The sequence below is a fragment of the Vibrio scophthalmi LMG 19158 genome (assembly GCF_000222585.1).
GTDB lineage: Bacteria > Pseudomonadota > Gammaproteobacteria > Enterobacterales > Vibrionaceae > Vibrio > Vibrio scophthalmi.
Window position 1 is genome coordinate 1 of sequence record NZ_AFWE01000217.1, and the last position, 21,510, is coordinate 21,510.

Sequence of the window (21,510 nt, forward strand, 5' to 3'; positions counted from 1 at the left end):
AATTCCACGTCTCTCGTCTCTCGTCTCTCGTCTCTCGTCTCTCGTCTCTCGTCTCTCGTCTGCGGTAAAAAACTTGCAGCGTTTCGATAACTTTTATGCTCTAATACCGCGCTTACCAAGGGATGGTGTTAAACAGCTCAGCTTCGATGGAGTTATCAAGTTGACCGATCCCTGAATAATCCCTAGGAAATAGAAATGTCTAAGAACAAAAAATTTGCAATTCGTGTGTCTGAAAAGCGCACTGGTTGGACTGCTGAAATCACTCGTCAAGTGACCTCTCGTAAAACGGTTGTTTCTAAGCGTGAAGCTGGTTTTGAAAGTGAAGAGCTTGCACAAGCTTGGGCTGAAAAAGAGCTATTGGGTTTTGTGAAAAACCAAGCAGAGCGTAACGAGCGTAAAGGCCAACAACGTGTTGAGCGTAACGAACGTCAAGAGCGTCTAGAACGTGAAGCAGCAGAACGTAAAGCAGCGTTCCTTCAAGCTCGTAGCGAAGCTAACGATGCGGCAGACGAAGATTTCGACGACTACGAAGACTAATATTTAGTCTTATCTCGTTGTAAAAAAAAACCGCCCTCAGGCGGTTTTTTTGTCTCTAAAATCGCAGTTTCGCGTTTAGCGAAACTGACCAACCTCAGGTAAAAACTCAAATCCAGCACTGGCCAGTTTGGTTTCTAAATCAGTTTTATCGATATCAAAAAATGCAACCAACTCATCCAGATCGCCATTGAAATCGTCGCGCAGTTTCAAGTTGACGATACTCATCAGCATGATGGTATCCATGCTTTTAAAATTGGCTAAATCCATGTCTAATCCTCGAAGTCAGAGATAAGCAGGTTAGCTGCCGCAAAGGCCGCTTTTTCACGAATAGCAAGCTCAAGCGTTGTATCCGCAGCAATTTCATTTAACGTACGAACCGCGCAGGTAATGGCTTGAGGGATATAGCCTTGATCGCCACTGCCAATCTGTGCATAAAGCTCGCGTATTAAGTCACAACAATCATAAACTTTCATCGTCATTTACTTCCAATCAAAATGAGAACTGGTCTCAATATACACAGAGTCACGAGCAAACTCAAAGTGAGAGCTTGCGCTATCTCAAGGCTTGTGTGGAAATGCGGTTAATTTATGCAATCCGATTAGCCAATGCGGATTAGCTTGGGCTGTTTACTTGCATTTCAAGCTGTTGCGTGACCTCTGGATCCAGTTTTAGTTGCTTCGCTAATTCTTGCAGATAAGCCTTTTCCATAAAGTTTTGTTCATCAACCACCAGTAGAGATGCAAGATAAATTTCAGCCGCTTGTTGCGGTGTTGAAGCTAAACGAGCGATTTGAATTGGATCGAGTGGTTTATTGAGCTCTTGCTGTATTAGCTCACGCAGGTGTTGATCGCCACCGGATTGTTCAATAGCGGCATCGATTTGCGCCATCTCGTCATTGTCCACGTGACCATCGGCTTTTGCCGCAGCAATCATGGCTTTAATGATTAGCTGACTGTGTATGGGTTGGTTTTGATCAAATGGTTCGTTGCTGGTGGCTGAGCTAGATTGTTTGCCTTGCCAATCGTTATAGACCTTATAGGCAAGCGCCCCAAGCGCGGCTGCGCCACCAACCTTGAGGGCGTTTTTACCAATTTTAGCGCCCATTTTTTTACTCTTTTTCGACCCCATGAGTAGCCCGACTAAGCCGCCGCCGACTGCACCCGCGCCAAGAGTCTTCAATGATCCTGAGCTGGATTGTTTTTTGAGTTGCTGTTGACCTTGGCGCACGATATCGGAATTCAGTGCTTGGTTCAGTAGAGATTTTAGATCCATAAGAAGCTCCAGTAGTGGCGTAATTAACTCTTAGAGTGAGTGTAAGAACATTAGCAGAGCAAAAATGAACGTAAGATTAATGGGATAGGGTTTTGAGAGTCGAGATTGAAGCGAGAATAGAATCGGGAAGCGAGATTGAAGAGGCGAGATTGAAGAGACGAGAAGCGAGATTAAAGAGGTGAGAATCGAGAGTTTAGAAGCGAGATAAAAGAATCGAGAAACGAGAGGTGGGTAACTTCTCGCCTCTCGCTTTTCTCGCCTCTCGAGCGAAGCGTTCTGCTTTTCGCTTTTTCTCGAATCTCGAAGCGCTATTCCGGCGCGTAACCGTGCATGCTGAGCAGATCGCCATCAAGGTAAGCGGCTTTGCCATCGACCATTTCTAAACGGCCTTCAACAAACCATTTTGCGACCATTGGATAGATGCGGTGCTCTTGGTTTTGCACGCGTTCGGTGAGAGTTTCTACCGTGTCTTCATCAAAGATAGGCACTTTAGCTTGTAGGATCACCGGACCACCATCAAGTTGCTCGGTAACAAAGTGCACACTGGTGCCGTGTTCTTCATCACCGGCATGAATGGCACGCTGGTAGGTGTTAAGGCCTGGATATTTCGGCAATAGAGAAGGGTGGATGTTAATCATGCGGCCCATGTAGTGGCGAACGAATTCGCCACTTAGAATACGCATGTAACCAGCAAGGATGACTAAATCAGGTTTAAACTCATCCATTTGGCGCATCAGTTCATGATCGAAAGCGTCGCGAGTATCGAACGCTTTAGGATCAAGAAATACTCCAGCAGCTCCGGCGTTTTTTGCACGCTCAAGCGCATAGGCTTCCGCTCTATTTGAGAATACGGCGGTCACTTTGCCATCGGTGATTGAAGAATCACACGCATCAATGATGGCCTGTAGGTTGGAGCCATTTCCAGAAACTAAAACAACGATACTCTTCATACTTAATTGATCTCTACTTGCTCTTCGCCTGCTTGTGCTGGAGCAATTTTACCAATTACCCATGCATTTTCGCCTTCTTGTTGCAGCAACTTGACGGCTGCGTCTGCTTGGTCAGCAGGTAGTGCAACAACTAAGCCTACACCACAGTTGAAGGTACGGTACATCTCGTGTGTCGTGACGTTACCTTTCTCTTGTAGCCATTTAAAGATAATTGGCCACTCCCAGCTGTTACCATCAACCACGGCTTTAGTACCTTGTGGCAGAACGCGTGGGATGTTTTCCCAGAAACCGCCACCAGTAATGTGTGAGATAGCATGAATGTCATGCTGCTCGATCATTTTTAGTGCCGATTTAATGTAAATACGAGTGGGTTCAAGTAGGTGCTCACCGATAGTACGACCTGCAAGCTCTTCGTTCTTGTCTGCGCCAGATACTTCAAGGATCTTACGCACCAAAGAGTAGCCATTTGAGTGAGGGCCGCTAGAACCGACAGCAATCAGTGCGTCACCAGCGGCCACTTTGCTACCGTCGATGATGTCTTCTTTCTCGACAACGCCAACACAGAAGCCAGCAACGTCATAGTCTTCGCCTTCGTACATGCCTGGCATTTCTGCTGTTTCACCACCAATGAGTGAACAACCTGCTTGAATACAACCCTCAGCAATACCAGTAACAACGTCTGCTGCGGTATCAACATCGAGTTTGCCTGTTGCGTAGTAATCAAGGAAGAATAGTGGCTCGCCGCCTTGAACGATAAGATCGTTAACACACATCGCCACAAGGTCGATGCCGATGGTGTCATGTTTGTTCATATCCAATGCAAGGCGAAGTTTTGTACCTACGCCATCAGTACCCGATACCAAGACTGGCTGCTTATATTTGGTTGGCAATTCACAAAGTGCACCAAAGCCACCAATTCCACCCATAACCTCTGGGCGACGAGTACGTTTCACCGCACCTTTAATGCGATCAACAAGTGCATTACCTGCATCGATATCAACGCCAGCATCTTTATAACTTAGAGAAGTATTATTGCCACTCACAGGAAGTCCTCGGTTAAGTAAGTTGGATATGAGAAAACGGCGCTATTCTACCAGTTGATAAATACCAATAGCAAACGTTTGCGTGAGTTTTTTATCTTATACAAGATCAAGAAATTGAGAACGAAATCGTTTATAATCTGAAGGTTTATTTGAAAAATACCCTATTTGCCGGAGATGGACATGAAAGTTGTTGAAGTAAAACACCCGCTTGTTAAACACAAAATTGGTCTAATGAGAGAAGGTGACATCAGCACTAAGCGCTTCCGCGAGTTAGCGACTGAAGTTGGTAGCCTACTAACTTATGAAGCAACCGCAGACTTTGAAACAGAGAAAGTGACCATTGATGGTTGGAATGGCCCTGTTGAAGTAGATCAAATCAAAGGTAAAAAAGTAACGGTAGTGCCAATCCTACGTGCTGGTCTTGGTATGATGGATGGTGTACTTGAGCATATGCCAAGCGCACGTATCAGTGTTGTTGGTATTTACCGTGATGAAGAAACACTTGAGCCAGTACCATACTTTAACAAGCTTGCTTCAAACATCGATGAGCGTATCGCACTTGTGGTTGACCCAATGCTTGCAACGGGCGGCTCTATGATCGCAACGATCGATCTACTAAAAGAGAAAGGTTGTCAGGCAATCAAAGTACTTGTACTTGTTGCGGCTCCAGAAGGTATTGAAGCTCTAGAAAAAGCGCACCCAGATGTAGAACTATACACGGCTGCGATCGATGAAAAACTGAATGACAAAGGTTACATCGTTCCTGGTCTTGGTGACGCAGGCGATAAGATCTTCGGTACTAAGTAAACCGAATCCAATAAAAAAGAGGAGCTGATGCTCCTCTTTTTTTATATTTAGAATATGCTCTCACAGAGCATATTCTAAATTGGTCATTCCATAGAGCGCGTTAGCGCGAGTAGGGAATCTCGCCCTTTTTCTCGCTTCAGCTCTTCGCTCTTAGCTTCTAAACTCTCGCTTCTGCTTCTGCTTCTGCTTCTGCTTCTGCTTCTAGCTCTTCGCTTCTAAACTCTCGAATCTCGCTTCTGCTCTCAGCTCTGTTTACTTCTTCAAACCCAATGTACCACCTACGCGTGGCTTATTGCTTGGACGTGATGAGTTTGGACGCGATGAACTCGGACGAGAGTTATTGTCGTTCGAACGGCCTTTATAGCTCGGCTTGTCACTGTAACGGTCGCTATTGCGTTTATCGTTGCTACGATCGTCGTTGCTGTTACGATTACCAGAGCGCTCATTATGACGACTTTGACCACGTTCGTTACTACGCTCACGATTTTGCTCACCATGACGACCTTTCTTTGAGTTAGGTGCATGGCGGAATTCATCAGCATTACGGCCTTTAAAAGTACGTGTGTTTTGATTACGGCGCGCGGTTGACTCTTGGTTCTCTTCGCGGCTATCAAACAATTTAGCGTCAGTTGCTTTGCGAATGTGTTTGCCTTTAGCATCGGTCTTTGACGCTTCTTCGGTACTGACAGAACCTTCACACATGGCATGAATTTCGTTGATTTCGTCATCGCTTAAATAGCGCCAGCGGCCATTTGGAATATCATCCAGCGTGATGTTCATGATACGAACACGACGCAGTTTAAATACTTCATAACCCAGAGCTTCACACATGCGACGAATTTGACGGTTTAAGCCTTGCGTCAATACGATGCGGAATGAAAATTTGGTTTCTTTGGTGACTTTACATGGCAGAGTAACGGTATCAAGGATGTTAACGCCTGCGCCCATACGACGGATAAAATCGTCTGTGATTGGCTTATCAACACGCACCACATACTCTTTTTCGTGGTTGTTGCCAGCACGCAAGATCTTGTTAACGATGTCGCCATCATTGGTTAGAAAGATCAGACCATCAGAAGGTTTATCAAGACGACCAATCGGGAAGATACGTGAGCGGTGGCCAATAAAATCAACAATGTTGCCCGGAATGTCGCGTTCGGTAGTACAGGTAATACCGGTTGGCTTATTTAGAGCAATATAGACAGGTTTTTCTTTGGCTTTGAGCGGTTGACCGTCAATGCAAACGTCATCACCAGACATAACTTTGGTACCCATTTCAGGGATCTGACCATTAATGGTGACACGACCTTGGTCAATCAGCTTATCTGCTTCACGACGAGAGCAGTAGCCAGTTTCACTGATGTATTTATTTAGACGTTTAGCGTTATCTTGTGACATTTAGGTCTTCCTCAACGTTTCCCAACGGCAGTTAATTAGAAAAAAATGCAGCCCTATGGCTGCATTTCACATTTTAACACTAAGAGAAAGCCTTAACCTAACCGTTTTTGATGGCGCTCACGGTTTTCTAGCTTCTTTTCTTGGCTTTTTCGCAACAAGACATAAACCGCGCCAGTACCACCATGGAATTGTTGAGCGCTGTGCACCGATTGCACTTCTTTAATCTGCACTAACCATTGGGCAAGATAGCTTTTCATCTGTGCGGGTGGATTAGAACGCTCACCACGACCGTGCACAATGAGCACAGTACGAATATCCATGCGGATACATTGCTTTAAGAAGATCACTACTTCGTCGCGGGCTTGCTTTAGCGTGCGACGGTGTAGGTCCAATTTCGCTTGAATGGGGTACTTGCCTAATCTGAGCTTACGGTAGACGCCTTCTTGCACACCATCGCGTTTGAACTCGATGATCGCTTCCGGTTTTAGCGAAGGGGCGTAATCAATCGAGAGATAATCAGGATCTTCTTCCGTTAGCCAAATAGCCGCCGCTTGCTTAGCGAGCTGTGCATCACTGGTGTGATGAATCTTTTTTAGCTCGGCAGTGTCGTTATTAATTGGTTTTACGTCACCCATCATTTGCTGAAAAAGGGTGAAATCGTCGTCTTGAGACATAGAGGCATCTCAGGGTAAGAATCTAATCGGATAATTATACGAAAGCTTAATGGTAAAAGGGCAAATTTTTAAGGGATACAGAGCAGTTAGTGAAAGGAGTGTGATTAGACGAGAGTGGGGAGTTAAAATGGTTGTAGAGTGGCTTACGCAGTAAAGCGAAAAACCCGAAGTAGATAAATTATCTACTTCGGTGCAAGGCGCTACAGTTGCCTACCGCGATGCTAAGCGATCTAGTGAGGAGATTTGTCAGTCATTACTTTGTAAACGATGAAGCCACCGTAGAAGAACATAAGACCTAAAGCGCTGAAGATGACTAACATTGATGACAGCCCTACCGCATTACCAAAAAGAAGTTCAAGCCAAAAGTCCATGTTTCCCCCAAAGTTTTTGAAGACAGGTTTACGTTAACGGATGGGGTTTGAAATGATAATGATCTGGATCAATTGTATCCTTTTGGTTGTTATTGTGTTCTTTTTTGTGAGCTTTCAATCACACTTTGTGGCCCGTTGCTGATGTTTTAGGCAAACGAACAATAAAAGCAAAAAAGCTTAATGAAATCACTTGCGTTAAGTTCAGGAATCCGTAATATACGCCTCGTCGACAGGCAATACGACTTGTAAGACATCTCGGTGAATAGCGCAGCTTGGTAGCGCATCTGGTTTGGGACCAGAGGGTCGGGGGTTCGAATCCCTCTTCACCGACCACTTTTAAGAAAAAGGCTCTACAGAAATGTAGAGCCTTTTTCGTATCTGTACGTTTTATATATCCCCCATGCTCAAAGCGCAGGAAAAGAATCAGCACTTGGAAAAAGATCTCCGATCTCTCGGTGACCCTAACGTGCGTGATTAACCTATAAACCTATGAATTTAGTACTTAAATTCGCAGTTCGCTTGGCTGCTGGTTGAGCGCTGAGTGACGGTAAAGCCTTTATTGCGCAGTAGTGACACTAGGCTATCTCGGCCAATCAGGTGTAATGTCCCCACAACCACTAAATAGTTGCCTTGTTTCTTCGGTAAAATTTCTCTGCTCGCGAGCTTATTCGCCCAATCTTGATTGCGCTGATAGATGAATGCTTGCTCAAATTCAGGCGACATTTCTGTTAAGTGCGAAAATTCATTGAGTTTCGCGATATCACCACTCTTCCAGCTCTTAATTAAGCAGTGCATTGCATTTTCTGAATGATCAAACTGTTCGATCGCATTCGTGAGTAGCTCTTGCCCACCATTGGCTTGCTGGGTGAGAAGATCAATTTGAAATTGCAGTGACTCTAAACCCAGCACGGGCTTACCTTGGTTAATCGCTTGCGACAGTAGCCAAAGATCCACCCCATCTTGAGGTTTGTAGCCTAAGTATTCGATTTGCTTCATTTGTATTGCCAATGCAGATGCCCAAGGTGGGGTTTGTAGCAGCTGTTCTCCATTTAGATTGAGCAGGTTGGCAATTCCAAGCAACTCCTTTTGCTGATGTTGTGAGAGAACATCTTGACTGAGAACTTGAGAGTGAGGGTATTGCACCTTGTTCTGGTTGCGGATGTCAGCCTCAAGGATGATGCCATCAGAATGGGTTAAAAAGGTGGTGATAGCCGCGGGCAATGGGTACATGTCAGCATCACCGACGTGGACTGAGCCGACGAGCAATAAGTTGAGCTTACCCTTGCTTGCTTGCCAGTAGAGAGGCTCTGCAGTGGATAATTGGCTAAAGAAGAAGGTTGTGAGTAAGCAAATCAGTCGAATCATAGAGAGTCACAAAAGGCGCATTAATCAGATTGATTGTAAGCATGAGTCTAATTGCGTTGCTATGCAACACTCATCGTCAGGCCTTTCTGCTGGTTATCTCTGATCGGTTGAACAAAGGGATTAGTTTGCAGTAATAATTAAGCCCTCGTCAAAGTGAACTAATTTTTTGATGTGAAATAACTCGCAAAAAATGAATCGTGTCTCACTGGGTAGAGATAAAAAAGCCCAGTCTAAAATGACTGGGCTCTATCAATCGCAAAAGAACGAATTAAGCGATTTGTGACTGCTGCTCTTCGAGCTGTTGCTCGATGCTGATCGGTGCTTCTGCACCGTGCATCCAGCGTACCAGAGTGTTTGAGAAAAACAGGAGTACCACACCGCTAATTGTTGCGGTTACCGCGATGCCACTAAAGATAGACAGTGCACCTAGCTCACCCACGTGCGAGCCAACGTAACCTGCAACATAGTTTGCGATAGCATTACAACCAAACCATGCTCCCATCATCAGTGATGCTAGACGCAGTGGCGCTAGTTTAGTGACCAGTGATAGACCAATCGGTGATAGGCATAGCTCACCCAGGGTATGGAAGAAGAATGCGCCGACTAACCAAAGCATAGAGGTTTTTACGGTTGTATCACCGCCTTGTTCCATGACAGCACCTACCATACATAGGAAGCCAAGTGCGAGGAAGAACATTGCCATAGCAAACTTCACTGGCGAGTTTGGTTCACGTTTGCCCAGTTTTACCCAAAGAACAGCAAGCAACGGCGCAAGTGTAATGATAAAGAATGGGTTAAGTGACTGGAACCAAGCCGCGGGCACTTCAAAGCCACCGATCATACGGTCGGTATATTGTTGAGTGTAGATGTTCATCAGACCGCCAGCTTGTTCAAAGCCAGCCCAGAATACGATAGTAAAGACACTCATCACTAAGATAACTTTAATTCGATCGAACTCTTCTTTAGTCAGAGGTTCTTTTTTATTTGAGTTTTTAAGCTCTAGATCGCGCTTAGCTGCAGGCTCACGACCGATATCGCCAAGGCATGATTGTGCGAATGAAAGTTGCATTACTAGGCTCATCAGCATACCAATGCCAGCAGCAACAAAGCCCGCTTTCCAACCAAATTCATTAGTTACTGAACCCGAAACGACACCGGCCAGTAGTGCACCAATGTTGATGCCCATGTAGAAGATAGTGAATGCGCCATCACGACGGTTGTCGCCTTCTTGGTAAAGGTCACCCACCATGGTTGAGATATTTGGTTTAAACAGACCATTACCGGTGATCAATAGCGCCAAACCGAGGTAGAAGCTGTGCATCATCGTCATGCCAAGCATGTCAGATGGCAGTGCCAAGGTAAATTGACCGATCGCCATTAGTGCGCCACCAATTAAAATTGAGCGACGTTGACCAAGGTAGTTATCGGCTAACCAGCCGCCGATAAGCGGTGTGATGTAGACGAGTCCAGTATAAATGCCGTAGAGATCTAGAGCATCTTTAGTCGACCAGCCTAAGCCACCATTTATAGTTGTATCTGTTAAATACAAAACCAAAATAGCGCGCATCGCATAGTAAGAGAAGCGTTCCCAAAGCTCAGTGCCGAAAAGCAGAAATAGACCACGAGGATGGCCCAAAAATTGTCGATGTTGTGTTTGCATAAGTTTTACTAATAGTTATGAATAGAGAATTTTATAGCGGTAATACCTATACATGATGAAATTACGTAATGCAAATTATCTATAATTAGGAGTGATAAGGAAAAGTGTGATAAGTGGCTGAAATTTGGCTTTTTAGTGTTGAAATTGCGCTATTTTTGTTCGTTTAAAAACTAAGGTTTCATATTTGAGTGGCAGTTTTATAGCGATAAAAAGGTGATTAAATGATTGGTTTTATTCTACAAAATAAAAAAAGGGACGCCAAAGCGCCCCCTTTTGATGTGATTGACTTTTAGTAAGCGTCGTTGTGAACAGCTTTCACCGCGCGCCCAGAAGGATCTGCACAGTTTTTGAACGACTCATCCCACTCAATCGCTTTCGCTGATGAACAGGCGACAGATGGACCACCAGGAACACACTCTGCCGCAGAAGGCAGCGGGAACAACTCTTCAAAGATTTCACGGTATACGTAGCCTTCTTTGGTGGTCGGTGTGTTGTATGGGAAGCGGAACGCCGCTGTTTCTAGTTGCTGCTGCGTTACTTTTTCTTCTGCTACTTCTTTTAATGTATCAATCCAGCTATAACCAACGCCGTCAGAGAACTGCTCTTTTTGACGCCATGCAATCGACTCTGGCAGATAGTGTTCAAAACACTCACGTAAGATGTGTTTTTCCATCTTACCGTTGCCACACATCTTATCCGCAGGATTGAGGCGCATTGCAACATCGATAAACTCTTTATCAAGGAAAGGTACACGGCCTTCTACGCCCCATGCAGCGAGTGACTTGTTGGCGCGAGCACAATCGAACATGTTCAGTGCTAGCAGTTTACGCACGGTCTCTTCATGGAACTCTTGAGCATTAGGGGCTTTATGGAAGTAGAGGTAACCGCCAAAGATTTCATCCGCACCTTCACCAGACAACACCATCTTGATGCCCATGGCTTTGATCTTGCGACCAAGCAGGAACATCGGCGTTGAAGCTCGAATCGTCGTGACATCGTAGGTTTCGATATGATAGATAACATCACGAATCGCATCCAAACCTTCTTGAATGGTGTAGGTCATCTCATGGTGAACGGTACCAATTTGATCGGCGACTTCACGAGCGGCTTTCAAATCAGGCGCACCTTCAAGACCAATCGCGAATGAGTGCAATTGTGGCCACCATGCTTCTGATTGCTCATCATCCTCGATACGCATTGCTGCATAGCGTTTTGCGACAGCAGAAGTAATTGATGAATCAAGACCACCAGAAAGAAGCACACCATAAGGCACATCGGTCATTAGTTGGCGTTTAATCGCTGCTTCAAGCGCTGCGGTTAGCTCTTCTTTACTGGTGTGGTTATCTTTTACTGCGGCGTAGTCGTTCCAATCACGCAGGTAGTAGCGTTGTGGCTCGCTATCTTGGCTGCTGTAGCTGCAACCCGGAGGGAATTCACTAATGGTTTTACACACCGGAACCAGGGCTTTCATCTCAGAGGCGACAAAGTAGTTACCGTGCTCATCGTAGCCTTGGTAAAGAGGGATAATACCAATGTGGTCGCGGCCAACCAGATATTGATCTTTATCTTCGTCATAGAGAACAAAAGCGAAAATACCGTTAAGTTCTTCTAACAGTGCTTCACCCATATCTTGGTAGAGTGCCAGAATGACTTCGCAGTCAGAGTCAGTTTGGAAGTCGTACTTGCCTTCGTAGCGGGCACGGATCTCTTTATGGTTATAGATTTCGCCATTAACCGCCAGTATGTGTTTGCCATTTGGGCTATAGATTGGTTGCGCACCACTGTTGAGGCCGACGATGGCTAAACGTTCGTGAGCAAGAATCGCTTTATCTGAAGAATAGATACCCGACCAATCCGGTCCGCGGTGGCGTAGTTTTTTCGACATCTCAAGTGCGATAGGGCGCAGTTGAGCAGCGTCACTTTTAATATCTAAAATGCCAAAAATTGAACACATACTAATCCCTTATTTAAACTGTATTTATTTCTTGTATATAAACTTGCCATTCTGGTTAAGAAATGCAACCCATAGCGATAAAAAAAATCACAAAAGTGCCATTGCATTAAATAATATTTAATTTAACTTCGTTTGATTAAAAAAAATCCACCATTTGGTGGATTTTAGACCGTTTATCTAAGGGCACTAACTAAAGCATTAAAAAAACTATGGTTTTTCAAAACTTGGTCGCAACTGTTCGCAAACGTGACGGGCAAAGCCGCTACCTGCCTCACTATAAATGTTAAAGGCTGCGTCAACGCCATGCTCTAGCAGTGTATCCAGTTGATCTGGGTATTCGGCAATCGCCGCTATTTGGCCTTGATAGTTTCTTAGGTGTAATTGTTCGAGTGCGATTTGGTTACCTTGATGGTGTGGCATTGCTAACAGCACAAGTTTCACTTTACCAGTATCCAAAATACGCTCCCAAAAATCGGGGTCGGTCGCGTCACCGGAAATCACGTTTCGGCCATGCGCTTTATGGATATGCGCCGCTTCTTCACGTACCTCAATCCCTAGGCTGATTTTGCCGTAACGTTGGCGTAGTTCGTCGTAAGCACCAGTACCAATACGGCCCATACCTAAGATAAGAATTTGTGCGTGGCCAGGATTGATTAATTGATCGCGCACATTCAATTTTTCTGCAGCGTGCTCTTTTAACCAACGTCCTGAACGTTGATAAAGTGCGTGACCTTGGCGGTTGATTGGCGCGGCAAGGACAAAAGAAATTGATACCGCAATCGCCAGTGCAACCAAAATGTCACCGCTCATCCAACCCATCTTAAAGGCCAAGCCGCCAACAATCAGGCCAAACTCACTGTAGTTAAATAGACTAAGTGATGAGAGTAGTGAGGTACGCACGCGGAATTTGAATGAGTTCAGTACTAAGAAGTAGAGAATGCCTTTTAGTGGCAGCATCAGCATAAAGATCAAAGCCAAGGCAAAGCCAGCCAGCGTTGGTTGTTCTGATAAACCGATGTTGAGGAAGAAGCAGACTAAAAATAGCTCTTTGAGGTTAAACAGTGACTTGGATAACTCTGAGGCTTTTTTGTGTCCAGCCAGCAACATACCCAAAATCAAAGCGCCAAGATCGGCTTTCATACCTACCAATTCGAATAGTCCAGCCCCGACAACGAGTGCGAAGAAGATGCCAAAGAGTACCAGCATCTCACCGTGACCAACCCAGTCGAGCAGTTTATAGAATAGGGGACGCATTAATGGCAACGCGAATAAGACAATCGCATACCATTCCGGCAATTTTCCAGTCGATGCCGTTAGGAAGATCACCGCGAAGATGTCTTGCATAACCAAGATGCCAATCGCGATTGTGCCGTAGGTTGCGTTGAGCTCGCCTTTTTCTTGCAAAGATTTTACCGCAAAAACGGTACTAGAGAAGGAGAGGGCAAAGCCAAGCAAGACGATTTGATCAACGCTCATTGCGCTGAGTGAACCCACACCGAGAATTTTTAAGCACAATAAAGCGGCTGAGAAGAGTGCAGTAGACAACACATTGTGAATGGTTGCTCCGGCCCAGATCTCTTTAGACAGCAAGGTTTTGAGGTCAAGCTTCAAACCAATGGTGAACAGCAGCAAGGTTACACCCAGATCGGCGAGGGTAATGATGGTGTCGTTGGAGCTAAAACCTGCGGCTTTTAAACCAAAACCAGCCAGTAAGAAGCCAACCAGTGGGGGCAGGTTACATTTCAACGCTACAAAGCCTGCGATAAATGCAGCTGAAATTAAGATGATTTCCATACAATAAAACTACTCTGTCCCTAAAACGAAAAAGGCTATGTCATTGACATAGCCTGTTATTCTAACTCAACTTGTTGCTTAAGCGATCAGTCTTCCAGTAATTTTTGTAACAAAACCCCGTTTAACATAGCGCGTTTGATCATCGCAAAGGCACTCATGGTCGGTTGTTTGTCGATCTGTGAAGCGACTATCGGTAGTTCTGCGTGGAAAGTTGGCAGCGATTGGTTTTCAACATTACGACGAATCGCAGGGAAGAGAATATCTTCACAGCTGGTAATGTCGCCAGCAATGATCACTTTTTGTGGATTAAACAAGTTGATAGTCATTGCGATGGCTTTACCCAATTGGTTACCAACACGAACCAGACTTTGGGTGGCCAGTTCGTCACCTCGATTGGCGTGCTCGCAAACATCTTTAATGGTAATGCTGCTCAGTTCACTTAGGCTTGACTCGTAGCCTTGTGCGGTAAGCTTTTTCACACGTTCAATAATGGCAGGGTTTGCGGCGACGGTTTCTAAACAACCGAAGTTCCCACATTGGCATTGCTCACCAAGTGGATCAATTTGGATGTGACCAATTTCGCCTACGTTGCGGTTATAGCCTAAGAATACTTGACCATTAACGATAATACCCGCACCAGTACCGCGATGAACACTCACTAGAATAGAATCTTGGCAATCTTGACTGGCACCAAAGTAATGTTCGGCTAATGCCATGCCACGCACGTCGTTGCCGACGAAGCACTCAACATGGAAGGTATTAGTAATGAGATCACCAATCGCCAAGTTATCCACATTGATATTAGGCATATACTCAACCACACCCGTTTCAGGGTTGATCAAGCCAGGTAGCGCAACACCAATAGCGATTAATTGGTTAATGGTCGATTGATTATATTGAATGAAGTTCTTGAGGAATAACAGCAACCCATCGACAAGCTCGCCCTGGGTGGTGTAATAGAACTCTTGATAGTCAGACGCCAGTTCTTTACCGCCAAGATCAAACAGACTGAACTGAATGTAATCTCGACCTAAACGAACGGCCACTGAGTGAAAGGGCGCTTCTTCTGTCGTCAGCGATATTGCACGACGACCGCCAGTAGAGGCTTGTTGAGCGACCTCTTTAATGAGGCCGCGTTCGAGAAGTTGGCGGGTAATCTTAGTCACGCTCGCAGGAGCTAGATGACTGACATCAGCAACCTGTATCCGCGAAATAGGACCTTGTTGATCGATCAGTCTGTACACTGCTGCACTGTTTAGTTGTTTAACTAAATCTACGTTACCTATTTGTCCGCCATTCATGTCTACACTTGCTCGTATTGTCCGTTAACAATATTCGCTTGGATTTGGAAGTCGCGATTAAACACGGTTAGGTTAGCAATCATGCCTTTCTTAACTCGGCCTAATTTGTGATCAACTCCAATTGCTTTTGCTGGGTACAAAGTAGCCATGCGGATAGCTTCATCCAAAGCGATTCCGACGTGCTCAACAGTATTTTGTACTGCTTCAATCATAGTGAGAGCTGAGCCGCCCAATGTGCCGTTTTCATCAACACACTTACCTTCTCGGTAATATACTTTCTTACCAACAAAAATAAAGTAATCCATGTTGGCACCTGCAGGAGCTGTGGCATCGGTCACTAATACTAATTTTTCACCTTTAATTTTGTGAGCGATACGGATGTTTGCGTAGTCCACATGGAAACCATCAGCAATGATACCGGCATAAACATCAGGCGTATCGTAAATAGCACCAACCACACCCGGCTCACGGCCGACCATTGGTGTCATCGCATTAAACAGGTGAGTGGCAAAAGTGATACCGTGCTCAAAGCTTTCACGTGCTTCTGCGTAAGTTGCATTGGTGTGACCGATAGAAACCACAATACCCGCTTCTTTTAGGCGAGCGATGTGCGCAGGATCGTTATGCTCAGGCGCCAGTGTTACTTTGGCGATAACGTCAGCGTTAGCACACATGAAGTCAACCATGCTGTCATCTGATGGACGAATGTAATCAACGCTGTGAATCCCTTTTTTCGCTACGTTAAGGTAAGGACCTTCAAGGTGCAAACCTAGCGATTGGTTTTGGTATTTCTCTTGGTATTCACGAGCAGCGGCAACAGATTGACGCATATCTTCATCTGAAGAGGTGATAAGCGTAGGGAGGAAGCTAGTACAGCCAGATTTTAGGTTAGCTTCATGCATGGTTTGCATTGTTTCTGCGGTGATTTCATCATTTAACATCACACCGCCACAACCATTCAACTGCAAGTCAATAAAGCCAGGGCTTAGGTTTGCACCGTCTAGGTCACGGGTTTCGATACCTGCTGGTAACTCAGAAACAGGACACACAGATTCGATGACGTTGTTATTGATAATGACAGCGTGGTCAACCAGAACATCGTTGCCTGTATAGATTTTACAGTTTGTTAGCGCATACATGATTAGCTAATCCTTATAAAGTTGAACTCTTGAAATTTTGTCGCGACCCAAAACTGGAGACAAAATCCTCACTTGTTTACTTTATTTGTGAGCTTCAATTAGGTCGCAAAATATCTTTAGCAAATGAAGGATATTCCCTCTCTTAGCATGATTGACGTGCACTTCATCGCGAAATCAATCCATTAGTAATGGCAATATTGTTATTAGAGCTAAGGCCTTATGCAATAAGACATTAAACTTGAATGTTTCGTATTTCAGTGCGGCGAATAATATCTGCTAAATGGCATTTTTTTTGAATTGTAAAATAAGTTTTATGATCTCGCTAGCAAAAACCTTCCGCTATACCTATTTCTGGTGATTATGATCACAAATGATAAGGTTTTAATTTGCGGAGCAAAATTAATGTCATAAACTGAGTTCGACTAAATTGAGCAACAAAAAAAAGTCGCTCGACCAAAATACAAATCCTATAGGGGGAACTAAAGGTGAATATTCTTGGATATGCACAGAAGTTAGGTAAAGCACTTATGCTTCCTATCGCAACACTACCTGTTGCGGCGCTTCTACTACGACTAGGTCAACCAGACCTACTAGACATCGCGTTTATGGCATCAGCTGGTAACGCGATCTTCAGCCAACTACCACTACTATTTGGTCTAGGTATCGCAATCGGTCTTTCTAAAGACGGTAACGGTGCTGCAGGTCTTGCTGGTGCGGTTGCTTACTTCGTACTAACAGCGACAGCTGCAACAATCGATGCAAGCGTTAATATGTCATTCTTTGGTGGTATCATTGCTGGTATCATCGCTGGTCACTCTTACAACGCTTTCCACATGACTCGTCTTCCTGAGTGGTTGGCATTCTTTGCTGGTAAACGTCTAGTTCCTATCATGGCTGGTCTGTTTGCTCTAGTAATGGGTGCAGTTATGGGTGTTGTATGGCCTTCAATCCAAGGCGGTCTTGACGCTCTAGCGCACGCAGTATCAACTTCTGGCGCTGTTGGCCAATTTGTATACGGTACTCTTAACCGTGCACTTATCCCTGTAGGTCTACACCACGTTCTGAACTCTTACTTCTGGTTCGGTATGGGCTCATGTCAAGAGATCGTAATCTCTGCTGCATCTGCTGCTGGTCAAGCTCTACCATCACTAAAACAGTTGTGTGTTGACCCTGCTCTAGCGAAAACTCTAGTAGCTGGCCAAGAGTACACGTTCAACTTTGTTAACACAGTAACGCCTGAAATCACTGCAACTGTTAACTCTGTAACTGAGACTATCAAGTCTGGTGACCTACACCGCTTCTTCGGCGGCGACAAGTCTGCTGGCGTATTCATGAACGGTTTCTTCCCAGTAATGATGTTCGGTCTACCTGGTGCAGCTCTTGCAATGTACCTAGCAGCGCCTGCTGAAAAACGCAGCCAAGTTGGTGGTGCACTATTCTCAGTAGCATTCTGTTCATTCCTAACGGGTATTACAGAGCCTCTAGAGTTCATGTTCGTGTTCCTAGCGCCTGCTCTATACGCAATGCACGCGGTATTCACTGGTCTATCTCTAGTAGTAGCTAACATGTTCGGTACACTGCACGGCTTCGGCTTCTCTGCAGGTCTAATCGACTTCCTACTAAACTGGGGTCTAGCGACTAAACCACTAGTACTTCTAGTAATCGGTCTAGGTTTCGGTGCTCTATACTTCTTCACTTTCAGCTTCGCTATCCGCGCTTTCAACTTGAAGTCGCCAGGTCGTGAAGATGATGACGAAGCAGCTACAGCAGCTCCAGCTGGTGAAGCAGTTAAAGGTGACTTAGCTCGCCAATACCTAAAAGCACTTGGTGGTCATGACAACCTGACTTCAATCGATGCTTGTATCACTCGTCTACGTCTTACTCTAAAAGACCGTACTGTTGCTAACGAAGATGTTCTTAAGAAGCTTGGTGCGAAAGGTGTTGTGAAACTAGGTGAAAACAACCTACAAGTTATCCTTGGTCCTCTAGCTGAAATCGTTGCTGGCGAAATGAAAGCAATCGGTGCTAACGAAGACCTATCTGATGTAAAACTTCCATAGTAACCACGGGTTAATATGTAAGTCTAAAAGCCTCCTTCGGGAGGCTTTTTTACGTTTGGAGGAATTAAAAAACCACTCTAAGGCTGTAGCTAGCGCTGGGAAGGGATTATTTAGCAATAAAAGACGAGTTCTTGTTGTGTCTTGAGTCAGAATTGTGGATCATTAGTCTCACTATGGTCTGAGCAGTGATTTTGCTGTCTCAGAGCCACTTTTATCTGACAATACTAAAACAATTGAGGTGCTATAGATGAGTGAAGCTGAAGCTCGTCCATCGAATTTCATTCGCCAAATCATTGATAAAGATTTAGCAGATGGTACACACACAAGCGTGCATACTCGTTTCCCGCCAGAGCCTAACGGTTATCTGCATATCGGTCACGCTAAGTCAATTTGCCTTAACTTTGGTATTGCTCAGGACTATCAGGGTCAGTGTAACCTTCGTTTCGATGACACAAACCCAGAAAAAGAAGACGTTGAATACGTTGAGTCAATTAAGAATGATGTGAGCTGGTTAGGCTTCGAGTGGAGTGGTGATGTATGTTACTCATCAAACTACTTCGATAAGCTATACGGCTACGCAGTGGAATTAATTACCAAAGGCTTAGCGTATGTTGAAGAGCTAAGTCCTGAGCAGATCCGTGAATACCGCGGTACGCTAACGCAACCTGGTAAGCCAAGCCCATACCGCGATCGCAGTGTGGAAGAGAACCTTGCGCTATTTGAAAAGATGCGTGACGGTGGCTTCCAAGAAGGTACAGCGTGTCTACGTGCGAAGATCGATATGGCATCATCGTTCATCGTAATGCGCGATCCTGTTCTTTACCGTGTGCGTTTTGCAGAGCATCATCAAACCGGTGACAAGTGGTGCATTTACCCAATGTACGACTTTACGCACTGTATTTCAGATGCGCTAGAAGGCATTACTCACTCAATCTGTACGCTTGAGTTCCAAGACAACCGTCGTCTATACGATTGGGTTCTTGAAAACATTACGATTGATTGCCAGCCTCGTCAGTACGAGTTCAGCCGTCTAAATCTAGAATACACCGTGATGTCTAAGCGTAAGCTTAACCAACTTGTGACTGAAAAATTGGTTAACGGTTGGGATGACCCACGTATGCCGACTATCTCTGGTCTACGTCGCCGTGGTTTCACGTCTGCGTCTATCCGTGAGTTCTGTAAGCGTATTGGTGTAACCAAGCAAGACAACATGATCGAAATGGGCTCTCTTGAGTCTTGTATCCGTGATGATTTGAACGAAAACGCACCTCGTGCGATGGCCGTTCTTGATCCGGTTAAGATCGTGATTGAAAACTTCGAAGCAGGCAAAGTTGAGACATTGACGATTGCTAACCATCCAAACAAACCTGAAATGGGTGATCGTGAAGTACCCTTTACTCGCGAAGTTTGGATTGAGCGTGAAGACTTCCGCGAAGAAGCGAACAAGAAGTACAAACGTTTGGTGCTAGGCAAAGAAGTTCGTCTACGTGGTGCTTACGTGATCCAAGCTGAACGTATCGAAAAAGATGCTGAAGGCAACATCACAACAATTTTCTGTAGCTACGATGCAGAGACGCTAGGTAAGAACCCAGCTGACGGTCGTAAAGTGAAGGGTGTTATTCACTGGGTATCTGCAGAGCAAGGTGTACCAGCGGATATTCGTCTATACGACCGTCTATTCACTGTGCCTAACCCTGCGGCGGCGGATAACTTTGCTGAAACAATTAACCCTGATTCACTGGTTGTGTTGAATGGTTTTGTTGAGCCAAGCCTAGCAAAAGCGGAAGCAGAAAAAGGTTACCAGTTCGAACGTATGGGTTACTTCTGTGCGGATAAGAAAGACTCTTCTGCTGAGAAGCTTGTTTTCAACCGTACGGTTGGCCTACGTGATACTTGGGCGAAAATTGACGCTGAGTAATCACGAGCAATAGATATGAAAAATGCCAGTCGAATGACTGGCATTTTTGTATCAACAGTATGTATGACACCACTAATAAAAAAGCGCCAAATAGGCGCTTTTTTATTTTATTTTGCTTTATGAGCGTCTGGATTACCTTTGCAGGTACCATCGCCACATTTACCGTAAAGGTATAGGCTGTGATTGGTTAGAGTCACATTAAATTTGGCTGCGATTTCGCGTTGACGTTCTTCAATGACGTTGTCAGAAAACTCGATTACTTCGCCACAATCAAGACACACTAGGTGATCATGATGATGTTGAGTTGATAGTTCAAAGACAGATTTACCGCCTTCAAAATGGTGGCGCGTAACGATACCTGCATCATCAAATTGGTTTAATACACGATAAACCGTTGCAAGACCAATCTCTTCACCAAGATCGATCAGTTTTTTGTACAACTCTTCAGCACTGATGTGTTGGCAGTCAGGTTGCTGTAGTACTTCTAATATTTTAAGTCTAGGTAGCGTTACCTTTAGACCAGCATCCTTGAGCGCTTGATTATTGTCTGACATATACTTTCCTGTTGATGATCTGCAGTGTTGAACAGAATTCAATATTCCCACCATTATAGGGCAGGTTACGATAACAATAAACCACGAACTTCAAAGGGTTACTTATATTTATTGTAAAGTTGTGGGGTGTCACGGATAAAACTGGTCTAATCAGTTACAATTGATTAACCTTTGTGTGTTCGTTATCAGTATTGTGCTATGAGTTCTTTATTTTCAAGAGTTTACAAACCTGGCTTTGTTAAATTTGCTTTAAATTCTTGGCCGCCATTTTGGGGCGCCGGGATAAAAATCCTTTATATCAGCGATGATTTTCGCCAAGTGCGGGTACGCCTAAAGTTGCGCTGGTGGAATAAAAACGCCAATCGCAGTCAGTATGGCGGCAGTATGTTTTCACTCACGGATCCGATTTACGCATTGATGTTAATGGGGATTTTGGGTGAGCAGTATTTTGTTTGGGATAAACAAGCGAGCATTAACTTTATTCAACCTGGTCGAGGTGACCTTTTTGCCGATTTTGATTTAACCGCTGGTCAATTAGATGAGATTTATCGCCAAACATCATCAGGTGATAAGAGCTTTCCTGAGTTTATAGTACATATTAAGGATGATCAGGGTGACATAGTCGCTGAAGTGCAACGTAAATTGTATGTGCGTAAAAAACCGAAGTATCGAGAAGAGGGAGCGGAGAAATAAAAAATAGGGGAGATAGAAAA

At 44.8% G+C, this 21,510-nt stretch carries 20 protein-coding genes and 1 tRNA gene; 6 read left to right on the plus strand and 15 right to left on the minus strand.

Annotated features, from left to right (window positions below; genetic code table 11):
* Positions 1–195: 195 nt before the first annotated feature.
* Positions 196–537, plus strand: coding sequence for a DUF3622 domain-containing protein (locus tag RH88_RS19590; protein WP_005599319.1), 342 nt, complete (start codon positions 196–198; stop codon positions 535–537).
* Between the two features lie 75 nt (positions 538–612).
* On the opposite strand, the gene RH88_RS19595 is transcribed toward RH88_RS19590, so the two are convergent.
* From RH88_RS19595 to purM, 5 genes are all read right to left on the minus strand, one after another.
* On the minus strand, positions 613–804 hold the full coding sequence (locus RH88_RS19595; RefSeq protein ID WP_005599320.1) for a DUF4250 domain-containing protein: 192 nt from the start codon (positions 802–804) through the stop codon (positions 613–615).
* 2 nt (positions 805–806) lie between these two features.
* On the minus strand, positions 807–1,010 hold the full coding sequence (locus tag RH88_RS19600; protein WP_005599321.1) for a YaeP family protein: 204 nt from the start codon (positions 1,008–1,010) through the stop codon (positions 807–809).
* Positions 1,011–1,149: 139 nt separating this feature from the next.
* Positions 1,150–1,809 carry a tellurite resistance TerB family protein gene (locus RH88_RS19605; RefSeq protein WP_005599324.1) on the minus strand — a complete coding sequence of 220 codons (660 nt, stop codon included), beginning with the start codon at positions 1,807–1,809 and terminating at the stop codon, positions 1,150–1,152.
* Positions 1,810–2,117: 308 nt separating this feature from the next.
* Positions 2,118–2,759: a phosphoribosylglycinamide formyltransferase gene (gene purN, locus RH88_RS19610; protein ID WP_005599326.1), complete on the minus strand. Its 642-nt coding sequence runs from the start codon at positions 2,757–2,759 to the stop codon at positions 2,118–2,120.
* A 2-nt stretch (positions 2,760–2,761) separates the two neighbouring features.
* Positions 2,762–3,802, minus strand: a complete 1,041-nt coding sequence (gene purM, locus RH88_RS19615; RefSeq protein ID WP_005599328.1) for a phosphoribosylformylglycinamidine cyclo-ligase — start codon at positions 3,800–3,802, stop codon at positions 2,762–2,764.
* 180 nt (positions 3,803–3,982) lie between these two features.
* Here purM and upp point away from each other — a divergent pair, with 180 nt between their 5' ends.
* Entirely contained in the window at positions 3,983–4,609 is a 627-nt protein-coding gene (gene upp, locus RH88_RS19620) for a uracil phosphoribosyltransferase (RefSeq protein ID WP_005599329.1), read from the plus strand.
* A gap of 252 nt (positions 4,610–4,861) precedes the next feature.
* Here the strand turns inward: upp and rluF are convergent, their stop codons facing one another.
* From rluF to RH88_RS23115, 3 genes are all read right to left on the minus strand, one after another.
* Positions 4,862–6,007 (minus strand): 23S rRNA pseudouridine(2604) synthase RluF, encoded by a 1,146-nt coding sequence (rluF, locus tag RH88_RS19625; RefSeq protein ID WP_005599331.1) that lies wholly within the window; start codon positions 6,005–6,007, stop codon positions 4,862–4,864.
* A 92-nt stretch (positions 6,008–6,099) separates the two neighbouring features.
* A complete protein-coding gene (gene smrA / locus RH88_RS19630) occupies positions 6,100–6,681 on the minus strand; it encodes a DNA endonuclease SmrA (protein WP_005599332.1) in 582 nt (193 codons plus the stop codon).
* Between the two features lie 230 nt (positions 6,682–6,911).
* Complete coding sequence (locus RH88_RS23115; RefSeq protein WP_005599333.1) at positions 6,912–7,052, minus strand: DUF3149 domain-containing protein; 141 nt, start codon at positions 7,050–7,052, stop codon at positions 6,912–6,914.
* A 256-nt stretch (positions 7,053–7,308) separates the two neighbouring features.
* Between RH88_RS23115 and RH88_RS19640 the strand changes: the two genes are divergently transcribed.
* A tRNA-Pro gene (locus RH88_RS19640) sits at positions 7,309–7,385 on the plus strand.
* Positions 7,386–7,547: 162 nt separating this feature from the next.
* Here the strand turns inward: RH88_RS19640 and RH88_RS19645 are convergent.
* The 6 genes from RH88_RS19645 to nagA all read right to left on the minus strand — a co-directional run bounded on the left by RH88_RS19645 (position 7,548) and on the right by nagA (position 16,265).
* Complete coding sequence (locus tag RH88_RS19645) at positions 7,548–8,417, minus strand: TraB/GumN family protein (RefSeq protein ID WP_005599335.1); 870 nt, start codon at positions 8,415–8,417, stop codon at positions 7,548–7,550.
* Between the two features lie 268 nt (positions 8,418–8,685).
* Positions 8,686–10,077: a peptide MFS transporter gene (locus tag RH88_RS19650; RefSeq protein WP_005599337.1), complete on the minus strand. Its 1,392-nt coding sequence runs from the start codon at positions 10,075–10,077 to the stop codon at positions 8,686–8,688.
* A gap of 289 nt (positions 10,078–10,366) precedes the next feature.
* A complete protein-coding gene (gene asnB, locus RH88_RS19655) occupies positions 10,367–12,031 on the minus strand; it encodes an asparagine synthase B (protein ID WP_005599338.1) in 1,665 nt (554 codons plus the stop codon).
* Positions 12,032–12,238: 207 nt separating this feature from the next.
* Positions 12,239–13,825, minus strand: a complete 1,587-nt coding sequence (locus tag RH88_RS19660) for a cation:proton antiporter family protein (RefSeq protein ID WP_005599339.1) — start codon at positions 13,823–13,825, stop codon at positions 12,239–12,241.
* Positions 13,826–13,911: 86 nt separating this feature from the next.
* Positions 13,912–15,126 (minus strand): DNA-binding transcriptional regulator NagC, encoded by a 1,215-nt coding sequence (gene nagC, locus RH88_RS19665; protein ID WP_005599340.1) that lies wholly within the window; start codon positions 15,124–15,126, stop codon positions 13,912–13,914.
* Between the two features lie 2 nt (positions 15,127–15,128).
* A complete protein-coding gene (gene nagA, locus RH88_RS19670) occupies positions 15,129–16,265 on the minus strand; it encodes an N-acetylglucosamine-6-phosphate deacetylase (protein WP_005599341.1) in 1,137 nt (378 codons plus the stop codon).
* A 485-nt stretch (positions 16,266–16,750) separates the two neighbouring features.
* Here nagA and nagE point away from each other — a divergent pair, with 485 nt between their 5' ends.
* Complete coding sequence (nagE, locus tag RH88_RS19675) at positions 16,751–18,325, plus strand: N-acetylglucosamine-specific PTS transporter subunit IIBC (RefSeq protein ID WP_005599342.1); 1,575 nt, start codon at positions 16,751–16,753, stop codon at positions 18,323–18,325.
* A 247-nt stretch (positions 18,326–18,572) separates the two neighbouring features.
* The gene (gene glnS, locus RH88_RS19680) at positions 18,573–20,243 is read left to right on the plus strand and encodes a glutamine--tRNA ligase (RefSeq protein ID WP_005599343.1); all 1,671 of its coding nucleotides are present in this window, start codon (positions 18,573–18,575) and stop codon (positions 20,241–20,243) included.
* Positions 20,244–20,350: 107 nt separating this feature from the next.
* On the opposite strand, the gene fcrX is transcribed toward glnS, so the two are convergent.
* A complete protein-coding gene (gene fcrX / locus RH88_RS19685) occupies positions 20,351–20,797 on the minus strand; it encodes a ferric iron uptake transcriptional regulator FcrX (RefSeq protein ID WP_005599345.1) in 447 nt (148 codons plus the stop codon).
* A gap of 198 nt (positions 20,798–20,995) precedes the next feature.
* On the opposite strand from fcrX, the gene RH88_RS19690 reads away from it, so the two are divergent.
* A complete protein-coding gene (locus RH88_RS19690; RefSeq protein ID WP_005599347.1) occupies positions 20,996–21,490 on the plus strand; it encodes a DUF4442 domain-containing protein in 495 nt (164 codons plus the stop codon).
* The last annotated feature ends 20 nt before the right edge of the window (positions 21,491–21,510 follow it).

Excerpts from the sequence above, each read along its gene's own strand:
- nagA (WP_005599341.1), bottom strand. The coding sequence starts at position 16,265 with ATGTATGCGCTAACAAACTGTAAAATCTATACAGGCAACGATGTTCTG.
- RH88_RS19595 (WP_005599320.1), bottom strand. The coding sequence starts at position 804 with ATGGATTTAGCCAATTTTAAAAGCATGGATACCATCATGCTGATGAGT.
- RH88_RS19590 (WP_005599319.1), top strand. The coding sequence starts at position 196 with ATGTCTAAGAACAAAAAATTTGCAATTCGTGTGTCTGAAAAGCGCACT.
- fcrX (WP_005599345.1), bottom strand. The coding sequence starts at position 20,797 with ATGTCAGACAATAATCAAGCGCTCAAGGATGCTGGTCTAAAGGTAACG.
- RH88_RS19600 (WP_005599321.1), bottom strand. The coding sequence starts at position 1,010 with ATGAAAGTTTATGATTGTTGTGACTTAATACGCGAGCTTTATGCACAG.
- RH88_RS23115 (WP_005599333.1), bottom strand. The coding sequence starts at position 7,052 with ATGGACTTTTGGCTTGAACTTCTTTTTGGTAATGCGGTAGGGCTGTCA.
- smrA (WP_005599332.1), bottom strand. The coding sequence starts at position 6,681 with ATGTCTCAAGACGACGATTTCACCCTTTTTCAGCAAATGATGGGTGAC.
- glnS (WP_005599343.1), top strand. The coding sequence starts at position 18,573 with ATGAGTGAAGCTGAAGCTCGTCCATCGAATTTCATTCGCCAAATCATT.
- RH88_RS19660 (WP_005599339.1), bottom strand. The coding sequence starts at position 13,825 with ATGGAAATCATCTTAATTTCAGCTGCATTTATCGCAGGCTTTGTAGCG.
- rluF (WP_005599331.1), bottom strand. The coding sequence starts at position 6,007 with ATGTCACAAGATAACGCTAAACGTCTAAATAAATACATCAGTGAAACT.
- nagC (WP_005599340.1), bottom strand. The coding sequence starts at position 15,126 with ATGAATGGCGGACAAATAGGTAACGTAGATTTAGTTAAACAACTAAAC.
- purN (WP_005599326.1), bottom strand. The coding sequence starts at position 2,759 with ATGAAGAGTATCGTTGTTTTAGTTTCTGGAAATGGCTCCAACCTACAG.
- upp (WP_005599329.1), top strand. The coding sequence starts at position 3,983 with ATGAAAGTTGTTGAAGTAAAACACCCGCTTGTTAAACACAAAATTGGT.
- RH88_RS19650 (WP_005599337.1), bottom strand. The coding sequence starts at position 10,077 with ATGCAAACACAACATCGACAATTTTTGGGCCATCCTCGTGGTCTATTT.
- RH88_RS19645 (WP_005599335.1), bottom strand. The coding sequence starts at position 8,417 with ATGATTCGACTGATTTGCTTACTCACAACCTTCTTCTTTAGCCAATTA.
- asnB (WP_005599338.1), bottom strand. The coding sequence starts at position 12,031 with ATGTGTTCAATTTTTGGCATTTTAGATATTAAAAGTGACGCTGCTCAA.
- RH88_RS19690 (WP_005599347.1), top strand. The coding sequence starts at position 20,996 with ATGAGTTCTTTATTTTCAAGAGTTTACAAACCTGGCTTTGTTAAATTT.
- RH88_RS19605 (WP_005599324.1), bottom strand. The coding sequence starts at position 1,809 with ATGGATCTAAAATCTCTACTGAACCAAGCACTGAATTCCGATATCGTG.